Origin of the sequence: Paenalcaligenes suwonensis, assembly GCF_011290505.1 — a bacterium.
GTDB lineage: Bacteria > Pseudomonadota > Gammaproteobacteria > Burkholderiales > Burkholderiaceae_B > Paenalcaligenes > Paenalcaligenes suwonensis.
Map to the genome: position 1 here is coordinate 39,514 of NZ_JAANPV010000002.1, position 16,751 is coordinate 56,264.

Annotated in this window: 16 protein-coding genes, 1 pseudogene and 1 riboswitch; of the genes and pseudogenes, 12 read left to right on the forward strand and 5 right to left on the reverse strand. The window is 52.2% G+C overall.

The annotated features are described in order from the left end of the window. The first annotated feature begins 1 nt into the window (after position 1). Together pabB and GY634_RS03375 are read left to right on the forward strand one after the other, a co-directional pair. Positions 2-1,120, forward strand: a complete 1,119-nt coding sequence (gene pabB, locus GY634_RS03370; RefSeq protein WP_166407186.1) for an aminodeoxychorismate synthase component I — start codon at positions 2-4, stop codon at positions 1,118-1,120. A 10-nt stretch (positions 1,121-1,130) separates the two neighbouring features. Next, on the forward strand, positions 1,131-1,757 hold the full coding sequence (locus GY634_RS03375; protein WP_166407187.1) for an aminotransferase class IV: 627 nt from the start codon (positions 1,131-1,133) through the stop codon (positions 1,755-1,757). On the opposite strand, the gene GY634_RS03380 is transcribed toward GY634_RS03375, so the two are convergent. Continuing rightward, positions 1,754-2,548, reverse strand: coding sequence for a tRNA threonylcarbamoyladenosine dehydratase (locus tag GY634_RS03380; protein WP_166407188.1), 795 nt, complete (start codon positions 2,546-2,548; stop codon positions 1,754-1,756). The genes GY634_RS03375 and GY634_RS03380 overlap by 4 nt on opposite strands. A gap of 219 nt (positions 2,549-2,767) precedes the next feature. Between GY634_RS03380 and GY634_RS03385 the strand changes: the two genes are divergently transcribed. From GY634_RS03385 to purU, 4 genes are read left to right on the forward strand one after another with little or no spacing between them, the layout of a single operon-like run. Then, a complete protein-coding gene (locus tag GY634_RS03385; protein ID WP_166407496.1) occupies positions 2,768-3,352 on the forward strand; it encodes a gamma-glutamylcyclotransferase in 585 nt (194 codons plus the stop codon). Between the two features lies 1 nt (position 3,353). Then, entirely contained in the window at positions 3,354-3,989 is a 636-nt protein-coding gene (gene pdxH, locus GY634_RS03390) for a pyridoxamine 5'-phosphate oxidase (RefSeq protein ID WP_207625506.1), read from the forward strand. 19 nt (positions 3,990-4,008) lie between these two features. After that, positions 4,009-4,521, forward strand: coding sequence for a flavin reductase family protein (locus GY634_RS03395; protein ID WP_166407190.1), 513 nt, complete (start codon positions 4,009-4,011; stop codon positions 4,519-4,521). A 39-nt stretch (positions 4,522-4,560) separates the two neighbouring features. After that, the gene (purU, locus tag GY634_RS03400) at positions 4,561-5,412 is read left to right on the forward strand and encodes a formyltetrahydrofolate deformylase (protein ID WP_166407191.1); all 852 of its coding nucleotides are present in this window, start codon (positions 4,561-4,563) and stop codon (positions 5,410-5,412) included. A 448-nt stretch (positions 5,413-5,860) separates the two neighbouring features. Here the strand turns inward: purU and GY634_RS03405 are convergent, their stop codons facing one another. Further along, positions 5,861-6,754, reverse strand: a complete 894-nt coding sequence (locus GY634_RS03405) for a LysR family transcriptional regulator (protein WP_166407192.1) — start codon at positions 6,752-6,754, stop codon at positions 5,861-5,863. Between the two features lie 149 nt (positions 6,755-6,903). Between GY634_RS03405 and GY634_RS03410 the strand changes: the two genes are divergently transcribed. The 3 genes from GY634_RS03410 to ribB all read left to right on the forward strand — a co-directional run bounded on the left by GY634_RS03410 (position 6,904) and on the right by ribB (position 10,930). Continuing rightward, positions 6,904-8,604 (forward strand): thiamine pyrophosphate-binding protein, encoded by a 1,701-nt coding sequence (locus GY634_RS03410; protein ID WP_166407193.1) that lies wholly within the window; start codon positions 6,904-6,906, stop codon positions 8,602-8,604. A gap of 17 nt (positions 8,605-8,621) precedes the next feature. Continuing rightward, the gene (locus GY634_RS03415) at positions 8,622-9,815 is read left to right on the forward strand and encodes an acyl-CoA dehydrogenase (RefSeq protein ID WP_166407194.1); all 1,194 of its coding nucleotides are present in this window, start codon (positions 8,622-8,624) and stop codon (positions 9,813-9,815) included. 149 nt (positions 9,816-9,964) lie between these two features. Beyond that, positions 9,965-10,134: riboswitch (FMN riboswitch) on the forward strand. A gap of 109 nt (positions 10,135-10,243) precedes the next feature. Next, positions 10,244-10,930 carry a 3,4-dihydroxy-2-butanone-4-phosphate synthase gene (gene ribB / locus GY634_RS03420; RefSeq protein ID WP_166407195.1) on the forward strand — a complete coding sequence of 229 codons (687 nt, stop codon included), beginning with the start codon at positions 10,244-10,246 and terminating at the stop codon, positions 10,928-10,930. Here the strand turns inward: ribB and GY634_RS03425 are convergent. Beyond that, positions 10,927-11,556, reverse strand: coding sequence for a TetR/AcrR family transcriptional regulator (locus GY634_RS03425; RefSeq protein WP_166407196.1), 630 nt, complete (start codon positions 11,554-11,556; stop codon positions 10,927-10,929). The two genes, ribB and GY634_RS03425, sit on opposite strands and share 4 nt — an antisense overlap. A gap of 87 nt (positions 11,557-11,643) precedes the next feature. Here GY634_RS03425 and GY634_RS03430 point away from each other — a divergent pair. From GY634_RS03430 to GY634_RS03440, 3 genes and pseudogenes are all read left to right on the forward strand, one after another. Continuing rightward, positions 11,644-12,865: pseudogene (locus tag GY634_RS03430) on the forward strand (arabinose transporter). Next, positions 12,858-13,595: a siderophore-interacting protein gene (locus tag GY634_RS03435; RefSeq protein WP_166407197.1), complete on the forward strand. Its 738-nt coding sequence runs from the start codon at positions 12,858-12,860 to the stop codon at positions 13,593-13,595. Before GY634_RS03430 ends, GY634_RS03435 begins: the two are co-directional and overlap by 8 nt. A 130-nt stretch (positions 13,596-13,725) precedes the next feature. Further along, positions 13,726-14,541 (forward strand): alpha/beta fold hydrolase, encoded by an 816-nt coding sequence (locus tag GY634_RS03440; RefSeq protein WP_166407198.1) that lies wholly within the window; start codon positions 13,726-13,728, stop codon positions 14,539-14,541. A 7-nt stretch (positions 14,542-14,548) separates the two neighbouring features. Here GY634_RS03440 and GY634_RS03445 read toward each other — a convergent pair whose 3' ends face one another. Then, positions 14,549-15,580, reverse strand: a complete 1,032-nt coding sequence (locus tag GY634_RS03445; protein WP_166407199.1) for an L-threonylcarbamoyladenylate synthase — start codon at positions 15,578-15,580, stop codon at positions 14,549-14,551. Next, positions 15,573-16,745, reverse strand: a complete 1,173-nt coding sequence (locus tag GY634_RS03450; protein WP_166407200.1) for a 5-(carboxyamino)imidazole ribonucleotide synthase — start codon at positions 16,743-16,745, stop codon at positions 15,573-15,575. Before GY634_RS03450 ends, GY634_RS03445 begins: the two co-directional genes overlap by 8 nt. Positions 16,746-16,751: the final 6 nt, after the last annotated feature.

Consider the following 16,751-nt stretch of genomic DNA (forward strand, 5'->3'; position numbering starts at 1 on the left):
CATGTATTGTCGTTTTGAAAACCGCCTGACCCATCAGGCGTTAGTACTAGAAAACCCCGTTCATCGGGTAGCGGTATGGCACGCTCACGAGCTGCCTGCCGCCTTTGAGGCCATTAACCGTGCACGCCACGAAGGCCTGTGGACAAGTTTACTGTTGGACTATGAGCTAGGTGCTGCCCTGCTATGCAACGGCGAGGCAAAAAGCGCTGCGCCTAGAGCTACCCCCTTGCTCACTGCCCAGTTTTATTCGTCTGCAGAGCAGACTTTACCTTGGGATGCTCCCACGCAAACGCCTACTTTACGCTGCACACTAGCCCAAGAAAAAGCGCATTACGTTAAGGCTATAGAACACATACGCAGCGACATTCACAACGGTGAGTACTACCAAGCCAACTACACCGTGCCCATCACAGTACAAAGCGATCTAGCTGCTGAGCAGGTGTATCGGGCGCTCGCCCACAGTCACCCCACGGCCTACTCGGCCTTTGTGGTAGATGGCGAACGCCAAATCGCGTCATTTTCACCCGAGTTATTCGTAGAGCGCTCTGGCGATACGCTACGGGTACGCCCCATGAAAGGCACACGCCCCCGTTTTGCCGACGCAGCAGAAGACCAAGCCTCGGCGCACGCGCTACGTCACAGCGAAAAAGACTGTGCAGAAAACGTGATGATTGTGGATTTGCTGCGTAATGACTTAGGCCGCTTGGCGCGCCCTGGTAGCGTAAAAGTGGAATCCTTACTAAACGTGGAGCAGTACCCCTCCGTCTGGACCATGACCTCTACCGTACAAGCGCAGTGCGACGACTACGATATTGAAACGCTACTTGTGGCCCTTTTTCCGTGTGGCTCTATTACAGGTGCGCCTAAACTAGCCGCCATGCACGCCTTGCAACACCTAGAGCAGCGTCAACGCGGCATTTACTGCGGCAGCCTAGGCTGGATAGCACCTAATGGCGATTTTCGCTTCAACGTCGCTATACGCACCTTAGAATTCCACACACCTCATGATGCGGTGTTTGGTGTGGGTGGTGGCATTGTGTACGATTCTGATCCAGAATTAGAATGGCAAGAACTGCTGTGGAAAGCACGTATTCTGGGCAGCCCTATTCTTACTGCATAAGGACGAAACCATGAGCATACATCCCACGCTAATTGAAACTATGCGCGTAGAACATGCCCAGATCGCCCTGCTGGATGCCCATCTAGAGCGTCTTGCTCGTTCCGCCCAGCAACTGAATTACACCTTCTGCCACAACACCGTTTGTGAACACATTACCGAATACCTGTCACTGCTAACGTCTGGCGTATGGCGTTTGCGCCTGACATTAGATAACGAAGGGCAGCCAGTACTAGAGCATTCCGCACTGGAACCCGATGTGCAGCCTGTGAGTATCTTGTTAGCCGATACCCCACTGCCCGAAAGCCCATGGCTGAGCATTAAAAGCAGCCACCGCCCGTGGTATCAAGCGGCCAACCAAACCCTACGTATGCAACCGCAGTTATTTGATGTGATTTTTTGCAATCAAGCGGGTGAGGTGTGCGAAGGTAGCCGCAGCAATATTTACCTCCAACGCGATGGCCAGTGGTTCACACCGCCTGTATCCTGCGGTTTGTTGCCTGGTGTGATGCGTTCGCAGTTACTGAAAAGCGGGCAAGCACACGAAGCGGTGCTCTACCCTTCTGATCTCAAAAATGCAGACGCCATACGCGTATCCAACGCACTACGTGGCTGGTTAGACGCCAACATTCAGGCTTAAGCTTTCTGAGCGCTGCTCAAAATACGGTTAATTGCCAACTGAGCAGCAGCTAGCCCCATGCTGGCTGTTAGCGTCACCGCCGAACCATACCCCGCACACGACAACCCCTGTGGTGCCTCTGTGGCCTCTCCTTGACGCCACAACTCGGGCATCACGGCACTTTCCTCTACCCATAAACAGGTCACCCCCATTTTGGGCACTCGCGAGCCTTTTTCGGGTTTAGGCTTAGGAAAGCCATATTGCTTACGCAACTGATTACGCAGTCTCGCTAACAGCGCATCGTGCGATGTTTGGGATAAGTCAGTACTGCGTAACGCCAATACATCACGCTTACCGCCTGCTGCCCCACACACAATCAATGGCACCTTATGACGTTTAGCCTCTACCACCATAGCCAGTTTGGCGCTGATCTGATCCGTACAATCGATGAACACATCCGGCTGCATTTGCAGCAGGCTGACGATGTTCTCGGCACTGACAAAATCATCCACAATCTCTACCTGAGCCTGAGGATTAATGTCAGCAATACGCTCAGCCATCGCCACGGCCTTCGCCTTACCAATAGTGCTACCCAAGGCAGGCAACTGCCTATTAATGTTGGATTCGGCGATGTGGTCCAAATCAATCAACGTGATCTTGCCTACACCATGACGTGCAACGGCTTCCGCGCACCAACTGCCTACACCGCCTATACCCGCGATCATGACATGCGCAGCAGAAAACCCTGCCGTACTGCCAGCACCATATAAACGGTCTAGCGCACCAAAACGCCGTTCAAAGCTCTCGCTCATTAGCTACTATCCTTTGCATTCAAAACTACAGGCTTGCGTGAATTACCCCACATTTTAACGCGTGGTTTCGCCAGTAGTGGCCGGTTGTTCTACAATATAAGACTATCTTCTGTCAATGGAATCTTCTACTAAGCCATTACCGTGAACACCTACCCTGTTTCTGACGTACCCACTCCCGCTTCTTTTAAGCAGCTTAGTGACGCTGAACGTAATGAATCCATGCAGCATAGCTTGCAGCACTGGACACCCGGCACGGATGTCTGGGTCTATGGCTATGGCTCGCTAATCTGGCGCCCAGAATTCGATTTTCTGGAGCAACGTCATGCCAGATTGCATGGTTACCACCGCTCGTTGTGTTTGTGGTCGCATATTAATCGCGGCACACCCGAGCGCCCAGGGGTAGTATTTGGTCTGGACAATGGCGGCTCTTGCCGTGGCATGGCATTTAGAATTGCTGGTCACGAAGTACCTGAAGCCTTTGACGCGCTATGGCGCAGAGAAATGCCCAGCGGCGCGTACATTCCCCGTTGGCTGCCTTGCCATACCGAACACGGTATGGTGAATGCCTTGGTATTTGTGATGAACCGCAGTTACCAAGGCTATGTGCCCCGTATGCCGCTTGAACAGCTGATTCATGTCATCTATGGTGCCCATGGCATTAATGGGCCCTGCATTGAGTACGTAATGGAAACAGCTGAAGCCCTAAAAAGGTCTAAAATTGAAGACAAACGTCTGCAAAGCCTAGTACAAGCCTTGCAAAGTAGTTCGTCTTTATTTCCCTCTTCTGCACTACACACAGCCTGACATCATGAGCCTTTCTGACTACCGCAATGAGTACACCCGTTTCACGTTAGACGAAAGCGGGCTGGATCCCAACCCTCGCGTACAGTTTCATCACTGGTTAAAAGAAGCCATGGATGACAACGCCGTAGAACCTACTGCCATGACACTGTCTACAGTGAACGCAGCGGGACAACCTACATCGCGTATTGTCTTGCTTAAAGGCTATGAAGACGATGGCCTGCGTTTCTTTACCAACTTTGATTCGCGTAAAGGGCAAGAGCTGGCACAAAACAATCGCGCTTGCCTGATGTTCTTCTGGCCTACCTTGCACCGCCAAGTACGCTTTGAAGGCAGTGTGCAAAAGCTAAGTGCAGACATTGCCGACGAGTACTTTCACAGCCGTCCGGTAGAGTCACGTATCAGTGCGATTGCCTCGCCGCAAAGCCATCCCGTACGCAACCGTGCAGAGTTAGAACAACGCGTACAAGAATTGGAAAAAGAATTTGGCGACCAACCACCACGCCCAGAAAATTGGGGTGGTTACGTCTTGGTGCCTGATTACATTGAATTTTGGCAAGGCCGTGCTTGCCGCTTACACGATAGGTTTGCATTTAATCTCACAGATTCCGCATGGACTGTATCGCGTTTAGCGCCTTGATATGGTAGTGTATGCCGCCATGTCTGAACAGCTTTCTCCCCCCGCATTTGATACGCCTTTTTTCAAGTCTGCGCTTAGCCGCTTTGCAACAGGTGTCACGATCATTACCACTGAAGGGCTGGCCCCTGAGCGCGAGCCCTGGGGGCTCACGGCCAGTTCATTCAATACGCTATCGCTAGATCCACCGCTCATTGTCTGGTCACTAGACAAGCAAGCGCGATCATTGCCGCACTTTTTGCACGCCCCCAGCTATGTGATCCATGTGCTGGGCGCTGCCCAAGAAAAAATGGCTAAACGTTTCGCCATGGGCCCTCAAGCTGAACGTTTTCACGGCCATACTCTAGGTCGTGCACCGGGTGGCACCTTGATGCTAGAAGACCAAGGCTTCTGCGCTTGGTTTGAATGCCGCAATGTCAGCCAGCATGAGGCTGGTGATCATTACCTGTTCATCGGACAGGTGGAGCACTGTACCCACAGTGATAACTCCCCACTGATTTACCATGCCAGCAAATTTGCGCTGACACCGCGTTAAGCATTACCCAACAATTTTAATTACCCTCTACACCTCACAATGTCCGACTTCATCCTGACCCTTTCCTGTCCTGATCGCACAGGTATCGTCCACGCTGTTACTGGCTGGCTGCTACAACAACACGGCAACGTGGTAGAAGCCCAGCAATTTGGTGATGCCGAAACCCAGCGATTCTTCCTGCGCATTCACTTCTCGGTGTCAGGCAAGGAAACCAACGTAACCGAACTGAACGAAGCGTTTGCACCCGTGGCTACTGAGTTCAACATGGAAGCACATATCCATGATGCCAGCCGCAAAGCTCGTATTTTGATTCTGGTTAGCCGTCAGGGCCACTGTTTAAACGACCTGCTGTTCCGTACACACAGCGGTCAGTTGCCAGTAGAGATTGCAGCGGTATTGTCCAACCACCAAGACCACGCCACGCTGGCATCGTCGTACAACATTCCGTTCCACCACCTACCAGTTACGCCTGAAACCAAAGCCGAACAAGAACAACAAATTCTGCGCTTTGTGGATACCTTGGGTGTAGATTTGGTGGTGTTGGCGCGCTACATGCAGATCTTGTCTCCAGAGCTGTGCCGTGCATTGTCTGGTCGTGCCATCAACATTCACCACAGTTTCTTGCCTAGCTTTAAAGGTGCACGTCCTTACCACCAAGCGCATGCTCGCGGCGTGAAGATTATTGGTGCTACGGCTCACTACGTGACTGAAGATCTGGATGAAGGCCCAATCATTGAGCAAGATATTGAGCGTGTGAATCACTCTATGAGTGCGCATCAACTGACTCAGGTCGGTAGTGATGTGGAGTCACTGGTGCTGTCCCGTGCTGTGGCTGCCCACGTGCAACATCGTATTTTGCTGAACGGCCAACGTACTATTGTGTTCCGTTAATTTGGGATGCTTTTTTAGCTGTGCTGAAGAACCTCTGGTGTAATGCCAGAGGTTTTTTTGTTTGTGACGTGTGTATTGCTTATTGCTGATGAGGTGGCAGATGAGATGCCGTATTCATCGCACACGCTGGGGGACTGCTGAACAACTTTTTATGATTTGAGACACCAAATCAAAAAAGTTTTCCTCCGCCTCCCCTGAGCTATTTCAATGAATAGGCTTACAGCCTTTTCTTAAGCAGCAGTATGATTTGCCACAGAAGTACATACAGCTAACAACTACCTCTGCATATAAACCGTGGCAAGCGACGAAGGAAAGGCGAATGGAAGTGTTTTTTTATTTGGTTTACAAATTAAAAAATACTTTCGCAGCCTTAGGCTATGGCAGCAGGTGGTTACTAAGCGGGCTTTGCAGCCTTAATCATGCAGTCCAATCGTGAGCAATCAGGCTGTTAGCTTTTAGCCGGTAACCCCAGTTTCCGCTTGATCCAATCCCGAAACGCCACCAACGCTTCCATATTTTCGTTATCCACAGGGTAACTAAAGAAGTACGCTTCACGCCCTGCCAAAGTACCATCATGCGCCGTCACTAAACTGCCGTTTTGCAGTTCGCTTTCCACCAAAAAACGGGGAATTAAACCTACGCCCATGCCTGCTCGCACCGCTAGCAAGGTTAAGGAAAACAGCTCATAGCGTGGCCCAGCTTCGGCTGTGGGTGTGTGCTCTAAGCCTTGCTCTCGGTACCACATGCGCCACGCATCGGGTCTAGAGATCATGTGCAAGTGCACCATGTTCGCTATTTGCCCCTGTGCGGTTGCCAGGGTTGCAGGTGTGCAAACGGGTACTAAGTCGTTTTCATCAAAGAGTTTGATACCCTGCGTGCGTGGCCACAGTTGTGCCGCGTGGTAAATGGCTGCATCAAAGGGGTTGTCGGCAAACTGGAAGGGCAATGTGCGTATAGACAGGTTAATCGTAATATCTGGCCTAACTTTGCCGAACTCTGCCAAGATAGGCATTAGCCACACGGTAGCTAAGGTGGGCAGCACGGCTAAGTGTAAGCTACGCCCCATGGCTGAACGCGTCATGAGGCTAAGCGTATCTTTTTCTAATTGCTCTAGGTGCAAACGTACCCGCGCGGCGTATTCTGCCCCCGCATCCGTCAAGGCAATACGGCGTCTGACACGGGTAAGCAATTGCACACCCAAACTTTCTTCCAGCCCAGCTACCTGTCGGTACACCGCACTGTGCGTGAGCGACAGCTCTTCCGCCGCCCGTGAAAATGTTCCCAGTCGTGCCGTGGCCTCGAAGGCTTGTAGCGCGCCTAAACTTGGTACTCCGTGTCTCATGGTTTACCCGTATCTGATTACAAATGTTGCGCTGCAACTATCTGCTGCACCAAACATTCTCTACTATATTTTTTGGTCGTGCATTTAACACACGATGATGTGCAATTTTATCAATTGATTTGTGCCACAAACGCACATAACCTGCAACTATGACTACTACTACAAAAACACATATGCAACACTCCCGTTTAGGTGGCCATCTGCTGGTAGACCAGTTGGTCAAACAAGGTGTTCAGCACGTTTTTTGCGTGCCAGGTGAAAGTTACCTGGCCGTATTAGACGGGCTGCATGACGCCAAGGTTGATATTACCGTATGCCGTCAAGAAGGAGGCGCAGCCATGATGGCTGATGCTTACGGCAAACTTACGGGCCAACCAGGGATTTGCATGGTCACACGTGGCCCCGGTGCATCCAATGCACTGGCTGGCGTACACATTGCTCAACAAGATTCCACACCACTGATTTTATTTGTAGGCCAAATTGAACGTGGCATGCGTGAGCGTGAAGCATTCCAAGAAATGGACTACCGCGCTGTGTTTGGTACGCAGTGCAAGTGGGCGACAGAAATTGATCAAGTTGATCGTATTCCTGAAATTGTAGCTCGTGCGTTTCATATTGCTACCAGCGGCCGTCCTGGCCCTGTGGTCATTGCCTTGCCTGAAGACATGCTAATTGAAACCAGCACGGCCACAGATGCACGTATTCCAGAACCCGTCAGTGGCGGTTTAAGTAGTAGTCAATTGCAATCCTTAGATGAACTACTGTCTAACGCCAAAAAACCGTTGGCTATTTTAGGCGGTAGCGGTTGGACAGCTGAAAGCCGCAAGGCTTTCCAGGATTTTGCAGAAAAAAACAATCTACCTGTTGCCGTGCAATTCAGGCGGCAAGCCCTGTTCTCTGCCGACCACCCTAATTACATTGGTGATGTAGGCTTGGGCGTGAACCCCAAACTGATTGCCGCTATCAAAGAGGCCGATACCATTTTGCTGTTGGGCGGACGCATGTCCGAGGTACCTAGCCAAAGCTATACGTTGTTTGATATACCAACCCCCCAGCAAACACTGATACACGTGCACCCTGACGTCAGCGAGCTCAACCGCACGTACCAGAACACGCTAGGTATTGCCTTGACTCCTAGCGATTTTGTAGCAGCATTACCTGCCAAGCTGAGCCGCACTTCCGCCGACGCCGAACGTGTCAACACCTTGCACCAAAACTATTTAGCATGGAGCACACCGGATGCTATTCGTAGCCCGGGTAAGTTCCACATGGCAGATGTCATGAGCTACTTGCGTACAGCCTTGCCTGCTGACGCCATCATGTGCAATGGTGCCGGCAACTACGCCACATGGCTGCATCGCTTCCACCGCTTTAACGAATTTGGCACACAGCTAGCACCTACCTCTGGCTCTATGGGCTATGGTTTGCCTGCGGCGGTTGCCGCCAAACGCATCAACCCCGAATCTACCGTTGTCTGCTTTGCAGGCGATGGCTGCTTCATGATGCACGGCCAAGAATTTGCCACAGCGGTGCAATACGACCTGCCTATTATCGTTTTACTGATTGATAACGGTATGTACGGCACCATCCGTATGCACCAAGAACGTGAATACCCGGGCCGCGTATCAGCCACGGTATTGAAAAACCCCGACTTCGCCCGTTATGCTGAAGCCTTTGGCGGCTACGGCGAGCGGGTAGAAAATAGCGCTGACTTCCCTGCTGCTTTCGAGCGTGCACGGGCAAGCGGCAAACCCGCAATTTTGCACTGCTTGCAGGACCCCCAAGCCATTACACCAAGTATGAGCTTAGACCAGATCCGCGAGCATGCACTAAACACTCAACATCGTTAGAACACTAGGAGAATCACATGTCCAGCAAGCCTTCTTTTCACTGGGAAGACCCTCTCTTGCTATCCACGCAGTTGACGGAAGAAGAGCGTATGGTGCGCGATGCAGCACACGCGTATGCTCAGGAAAAACTAGCACCTCGTGTGCTGGAGGCTTTCCGCAATGAGCAAACAGATGTATCCATTTTCCGTGAAATGGGTGAGCTGGGCTTGCTGGGACCAACCATCCCTGAAGAATACGGTGGCTCTGGCCTGAACTACGTGTGTTACGGTTTGATCGCTAGAGAAGTGGAATACGTAGACTCCGGCTACCGTTCCATGATGAGTGTACAGTCCTCGTTGGTGATGGTACCTATTAACGAATTCGGTAGCGAAGAGCAGAAAAAGAAATACTTGCCTAAACTGGCTTCCGGCGAGTGGATTGGTTGTTTCGGCTTGACCGAGCCTAACCACGGCTCCGACCCAGGCGGCATGGAAACCCGCGCTGTTAAAACCAGCGACGGTTACCTGCTGACAGGCGCCAAAATGTGGATCACTAACTCCCCTATCGCTGACGTGTTTGTGGTGTGGGCTAAAGTAGTTGGTGGCGAAGACGACGGCAAAATCCGTGGCTTCATTTTGGAAAAAGGCATGAAAGGTTTGTCCGCTCCTGCCATCCACGGCAAAGTAGGTTTGCGCGCATCCATTACTGGTGAAATCGTCATGGACGAAGTACCTGTATCAGATGCTCAAATGCTGCCTAAAGTAACAGGTCTGCGTGGTCCATTCACCTGCTTGAACTCTGCTCGTTACGGTATTGCTTGGGGTGCTCTGGGTGCTGCAGAAAGTTGCTGGCACACTGCACGTCAGTACACACTGGATCGCAAACAATTTGGTCGCCCATTGGCAGCCAACCAGTTGATCCAGAAAAAACTGGCCGACATGCAAACAGAAATCACATTGGGTCTGCAAGGTTGCTTGCGCTTGGGCCGCATGAAAGACGAAGGTATTGCTGCCGTAGAAATCACCTCTATTATGAAACGTAACTCTTGCGGTAAATCCTTGGATATCGCTCGTTTGGCTCGTGACATGTTGGGTGGTAACGGTATTTCCGACGAATTCGGCGTAGCCCGTCACTTAGTGAACTTGGAAGTTGTGAACACCTATGAAGGTACACACGACGTTCACGCCCTGATCTTGGGTCGTGCACAAACAGGTTTGCAAGCCTTCTATTGATCAAAAGCAGTGCTGATCTTTTTTACGTGAAGATCCGCTTTTTTGAAGCACCCTTACCCAAGGGTGCTTTTTTTTGCTTATAACCAAACGTGAGTTGAAGCCAGTTCAGCAACGCTATAAACTTCAAGAGTTGGTACTTTTATCAACATAAGCGTCTTCAGGGCGGGGTGTAACTCCCCACCGGCGGTAGGCAAAGTAACAGCAACGCGCTGATTGGTCTTTGCAAGCCCGCGAGCGCCCATGCAGCAATGCGTGGGGTCAGCAGATCTGGCACACACTCCAGAGCCGACGGTCATAGTCCGGATGAAAGAAGATGTGCGGTAAACACAAACTCATGCTGCAGGTATGCGCCTGTGAAATGGGTATGGTGTGCCGCTGCATGCCCCGAAAACGTCTTCTCAATTTTGTTATGACCGAGGAGCGTTTCTATGTCTCATACCACCTTAGCTGAGCGCGCTGCGCCTACGCTTGACCATTTTCCTTCCACTCCAGAAGCAGTACACCAACGTGTGCAAGCTGCTTTGACTGCTATTCGCGCCGGTATCCCTGTCGTTGTGATGGACGATTACGACCGCGAAAATGAAGCTGACCTTATCTTTGCTGCCGAACGCTTAACGGAAAGCGGCATGGCACAAATGATCCGAGACGGCAGCGGCATTGTGTGCCTATGCTTAACCGAAGATACATTGGCTCAGTTAGGGCTGCCACAGATGGTGCCTAACAATGAAAGCCCTTATGGCACAGCCTTTACCGTTACCATTGAAGCCCGCGTAGGGGTAAGCACAGGCGTAAGCGCCCGCGATAGACTAACGACTATTCAAGCTGCCATAGCCCCTGATGCCAAACCCCATGACCTGATTCGTCCCGGCCACGTGTTTCCACTGCGTGCCCATCCCGGCGGCGTACTGGCTCGCCAAGGGCACACCGAAGGCTCCGTGTGCTTAGCTGCTTTGGCAGGCTTACGCCCTATGGGGGTGTTGTGCGAGCTGATGAACCCAGATGGCACCATGATGCGTGGTGACGATGTGTTTGATTACGCTGAGCGCAACCAATTGCCTGTACTGGCCATTGCTGACTTAGTCAGCTACTGCCAAGACACCGGCTCAGCGTATTAACAGGGGCGCGGCTGCCTGCCCAACAGGTAGCCAGCCAAGGTATCCACAATCGCCTGCTCTACGTCTTCCATAGAGTGCTGCGGTAATGGCGTAATCACCGCCGCATGAATTAACGCCTCCATCGTCTGCAAGACCACCCATGTGGCTAAATCCAGATTGCTGGGGGCAACTTCATCGCGGTGATCTTCCAATAATTGGCGTATACGCAAAAAAATGCTTTGGTCTGCTGGACTTTGATCGCGTGGCGCATCAAAAAATGGAAATTCTTTCTCTAGCACCCTGTGCAGCTCCGGCGATACCTGATGCGCCGCTAATAGCGCATGCACAATAGCCCTAAGGTGTTCGTACAAACTTAACGGCTTCGCGGCAACCAGTACCGTTTCTATGGCTGCCTGCATTTCCGCAGCGTGCCGTTCATGCAACGCCGTGATCAGTGAATCCTTATTTGGGAAGTACTGATACACCGACCCCACACTCACTCCAGCCCGTTCCGCCACCAGATTTGTATTGGTGCCGGCATAGCCACGCTCGGTTAAAACGCGAGCCGTTGCTTCCAAAATTGCTTCTACGATGGCCCTAGAACGGGCTTGACGCGGTACGCGCCGTGGTTGAGGTAGGGCTTCCATATACGTCATCCAAACATGAGTTTTCAACGTGAGCAATCCCTCATATTATATCAAATATCGAGTAAATACTCACGTTTGGAGACATTCATGTCTGATCGTTCAAGGGCTACGGCAGCCGCTACGGCGGCCTCTCCTGTAGCCAATGTTTTTGTTACCTTGCTGCCTATTACCTTGGCAGTATTTATTGGTTTTCTAATCATCGGTTTACCGTTACCCATTCTGCCTTTGCATGTGCATGACAACTTGGGTATGAGCACTCTGGTGGTAGGTATTGTGATTGGTACGCAATTTGCTGCCGCCCTACTTTCCCGCGCATGGGCGGGTAACCTAGCCGATACCCGCGGTGCCAAACGCGCGGTAGTCATGGGCTTTCTTTTAGCCTCCAGCTCAGGTATTGCCTATCTGGTGTCACTCGCCTTTATACACTCCCCCACTACCTCGGTATGGGTGCTGTTACTCGGTCGTGTGTTACTAGGCTGCGGTGAAAGTTTGGTCGTCACCGGAGCCCTTAGCTGGGGGGGTAGGCTTAGTAGGCCCACAACACGCAGGCAAAGTGATGGCCTGGGTAGGGATTGCCATGTATGGCGCCTATGCCGTCGGTGCTCCTCTGGGGGTGGCGATTAATGACCAACAAGGTTTTGCTGGCATTTCCGTCGTGGCTGCTGTCTTACCTATTATTTCCTTAGCCGTGATTGCAAACCTACGTGCGCTCCCACCTACTGCCAACCGCCGCACACCGTTCTACAAAGTACTGGGATTAGTGTGGGGTGCAGGATTGGGACTTGCCTTATCCAGCGTTGGTTTTGGTGTGATTACTGCGTTTATCGCACTGATGTTTGCCTCCCATGATTGGGGCAATGCGTCACTGGCCTTTACCGCCTTCGGTTTAGCCTTTATTGGTGCACGACTGTTCTTTGGCCACCTGCCCGACAAACTGGGCGGTGCCCGTGTCGCCCTAGTCTGCGTACTGATCGAAGCCTTGGGTCAACTGTTGATCTGGGGTGCCCCTACCCCTGTCATCGCCTATGTAGGCGCTGCCTTAACGGGTTTTGGCTACTCCTTAGCCTTCCCTGGCTTTGGTGTGGAAGCCGTACGCCGCACACCACCACAAAGCCGTGGTATTGCCATGGGTGCTTACGTGGCTTTCTTAGATATCTCATTGGGAATCACCGGCCCTGTATTGGGTGCTGTAGCCGGTGCCTGGGGCGTTGATGCTGTCTACCTTGTAGGTGCTATTGCGGTAGCGTCCTCTGTACTGGTGGCTGTACGCCTGTTGATCTCCGCACCCAAAGGAACACAACATGTCTGAAGTGATACAAAAACCTCGCACCGCCCGCGCCGTGGGCGTCGTGCAAGCCGTACGTAACGTTACCCCCATGATGCAACGCATTACTGTGAGCGGTGACGAAATTACCGATTTTTTAACTGTTGAAGGTGTGGCAGAACCTGCCGCTTGGGTCAAAGTGTTTTTACCTTCGGGTGAAGGTAGGGCCTATACCATTCGCCACATAGACCATGAAGCAGGGTCTATTGATTTAGATTTTGTGCTGCATGGCAACGATGCCGACTCTGGCCCTGCTTCAGCGTGGGCCGCACAAGCTTCGGTTGGCGAGCACTTAGGTATTGCAGGCCCTCGTAGTGGCGGTTTCTCGCTACCTCATGATGCCGAGTGGGTACTGATAGCCGGTGACACCACCGCCCTGCCCGGCATGCAAAGCATTGCCGCGCAATTACCCCCGGACATTGATACCAAGATTTTTGTAGAAGTTGCCAACAAGGCCGAACAACAAGCCATACCTAGCCCAGCCATTGTGCGTACCCACTGGGTCACCGCATTGTCTGAGCCATGCCAAGCCTTATGCAAAACCTTGTTATCACAGTCGTTGCCTTCGGGGCCGGGCTATATCTGGATCGCGGGTGAGTCTACAGCGATACGCACACTGCGTTTGCACTACCTGCAAGATTTAGCCTTACCCAAACATCGTGTAAGCGCCAAAGGCTACTGGAAAGCAGGCGAAGGCGACCACAAAGATAGCTAACCATTTTGCGCATTACCATGCTAATTGAACGCGTCTAAGAAGCCCGCACAGCCTAACGGGGCTAACTGCGAGTCACACGTTTTTTCACGTATACTCAAAAGGTTTTCCCTCGTTAGGCTAGGCTTTTTCTATGCGTCAACCTGCTACACATCAAACGCTGCAAATCACTGAAAATGGCGACTTGCTGGACATTGAATATCAATGGGTAGGTAGCCAAGACCCTCAGGCTCCCCTACTGGTATTTCTGCACGAAGGCTTAGGCAGCATTAATCACTGGTCGTTTTGGCCTGAAGAATTAGCCTCGTTTCTAGGCTGCCGAGGCCTACTGTACTCCCGCCCCGGCTATGGCCAAAGCACCCCACGCGACCCCAACGAAGACTTGCCCGTCAACTACTTGCACCGCGAAGCGCAGCAACGCTTACCTGCCGTGCTTGCCGCCTTGGGGCTAGCCGACGAACGTCCTATTTTGTTTGGACACAGCGATGGCGGCTCTATAGCCCTTTTGCATGCTGCGATGGAAAACAGTGCTGCCAGCGCCATTATTTGCGTGGCTCCGCACATTAACGTGGAACCCTTCATGCACCACGGGCTAGAGCACTGCATCAATTGGTATGACAGCGGCGACTTGCGTCAACGCTTGGCGCGCTACCATCAAGATGTGGATGGCACCTTCAAACCGTGGAGCCGCGCATGGAGCAGCCCTTATTTTCAAAAGAACTGGAATATTGAGCGCGATGTTAAACACATCCAATGCCCTACGCTACTGGTACAAGGCGACGAGGATGAGTACTCATCCCTGCACCAAATATACGGCGTGCAATGTTTAGTACCCCATGCCCAAGCGTTGGTCATGACAGGCGTCCGGCATAGCCCTCATTTCGAGCAACCGGATCGCCTTAAAAAACGCTGCTTGCGCTTCTTACAAGATATGGGGCTATTGGACTAACGTTGGCTTAGGCTTCAAAGGCGGCTGCGGCACGATTTAACCTATCCGCCACAGCTAGCCATTCTGGTGTAGTCGGTAGCTGCTCAATATAAAACGCGTCAAAATCTTGTGCGTCTAACTCGCGCAGCAACGCATACAACGAATGGGCGAAATGTGTAGGTTGAGCCGGCAACTCTACCCATTGCACACCTGCCGCTAACGCCTGAGGCGCAGATCCAAAGCCCAACACCCCTACTTTCTGGGGTGCAGCCGCTACAGCAGCCTTAGCCACTAGGGCTGCTCGCGGCAAGCTATACAGCGGAGTGGTTGGTGCGTAATGGGCTTTTAAGCTGCCCGATACACGGGGCGCATGGTGCTTAGCCCCTATTTGTACTGAACGACCTAAGGCCGCTTCTATTTGCGCCACACTAATACCACCGGGTCGCAACACTGCTACTTCACCAGTTTGTGCGACACGGGATACATCCACAATGGTGGATTCAATCCCTACCTCGGCTGGACCACCTTCCAAGATCATCTTAGGTTGCAGCACACAGCCTTTGAACTCTTGTTGTACGTGGTAAGCCTGTGTAGGAGAAATACGCCCAAACCTATTTGCTGACGGTGCTGCCACACCACCCTGACCACCTTTGCATTGTGCAAAAGCTGTCAATAACGCTTGCGCCACGGGGTGCGACGGACACCGTACACCGACGCTGTCTTGCCCACCGGTAATTTGCAACGGTACGTGGTCTGCCTTAGGCAAAATTAAGGTTAACGGCCCCGGCCAAAAGCATTCCACCAAGCGCCAACCCTCGTCCGGGATTTGCTTAGCCCAGTAGTACAGATCGGCACCGGGGGCGACGTGCACAATCACCGGGTGATTGCTAGGACGCCCCTTGGCCTCATAAATGCTTGCTAAAGCAGCGAGATTTTCTGCGTCGGCACCTAAGCCATACACCGTTTCCGTAGGAAAGGCGACCAGCTCACCGGCATACAGCAACTCAGCAGCCTGCTGCACAGACTGCGCATCAGACGGGCTGATTACAGTCTCATGCATGGTACACAAAACCTATAGGAGCAGCCGCTTGAGCAGCGCGCTGTTGTGCCTCGATTAGCGTACTACCCACAACGTTGATATGCCCCATCTTACGGCCTTTACGGGCTTCAGCTTTACCATACAGGTGCAAACATGCTCCCGGTACTGCTAATACACCAGCCCAATCGGGTTCGCGGTACGTGCCTTGTTCGTCAAACCACAAATCGCCCAACAGATTCAGCATCACGGAATGGCTGTGCGACGTAGGTGCGCCCAATGGCAAACCGGCCATCACACGTGCTTGCTGAGCAAACTGACTAGTGACACAGGCATCCATAGTGAAGTGCCCACTATTATGCGGACGTGGCGCCACTTCGTTAGCAATTAACGAACCATCTTGCAGAATGAAGAATTCCACACAAAACACGCCGTAGTAACCCAAAGCTTGGGCAATTTTCTCGGCAGCTGCAATGGCTTGCTGGTACACCGGCAACGATGCAGATGCCGCAGTAGAAACAGCCAAAATACCATCACGGTGTTCATTATGTGATGGCACGAATGCGGCTACATCACCCTGTAGCGACCTTGCCATTACCACCGAAATTTCATCTTTCAATGGCTGCAATGCCTCCAGCACACAGGCCACTTCACCAAACTGTTCGAATGCCACCAACGCCTCTTCACGACTGCTCACACGCGCTTGGCCTTTGCCGTCGTAACCCAAGCGGGCTGCCTTCAAGATACCGGGGAATAAAGCAGCATCCGCATTTTGCAGATCAGCTTTATTTTGAATAGGTGCATAAGGAGCTACCGGCACACCAGCAGACACAATAAAGGCTTTCTCAGCAATACGATCTTGCACTACCGCCACCGCAGACGACGACGGTGTAACGCGACTGCCTTGCTCTAAAAACTGCAAGCTAGCAGCTGGTACGTTTTCAAATTCAGTTGTAATGGCTTTGCACTGTGCCGATAACGCACGCAGACCCTCTTCATCGTCGTAGGCTGCACGAATATGTTTGTCTGCTACTGCACCGGCAGGGCTGTTGGCATCGGGGTCCAACACCGCCACTTTATAGCCCATGCTTTGAGCCGCATGACAAAACATGCGCCCCAATTGACCGCCACCGATCATGCCCAACCAATCGCCAGGCTGGATCACAGCCTCGTTTGTAACCTTGTTCATATACTG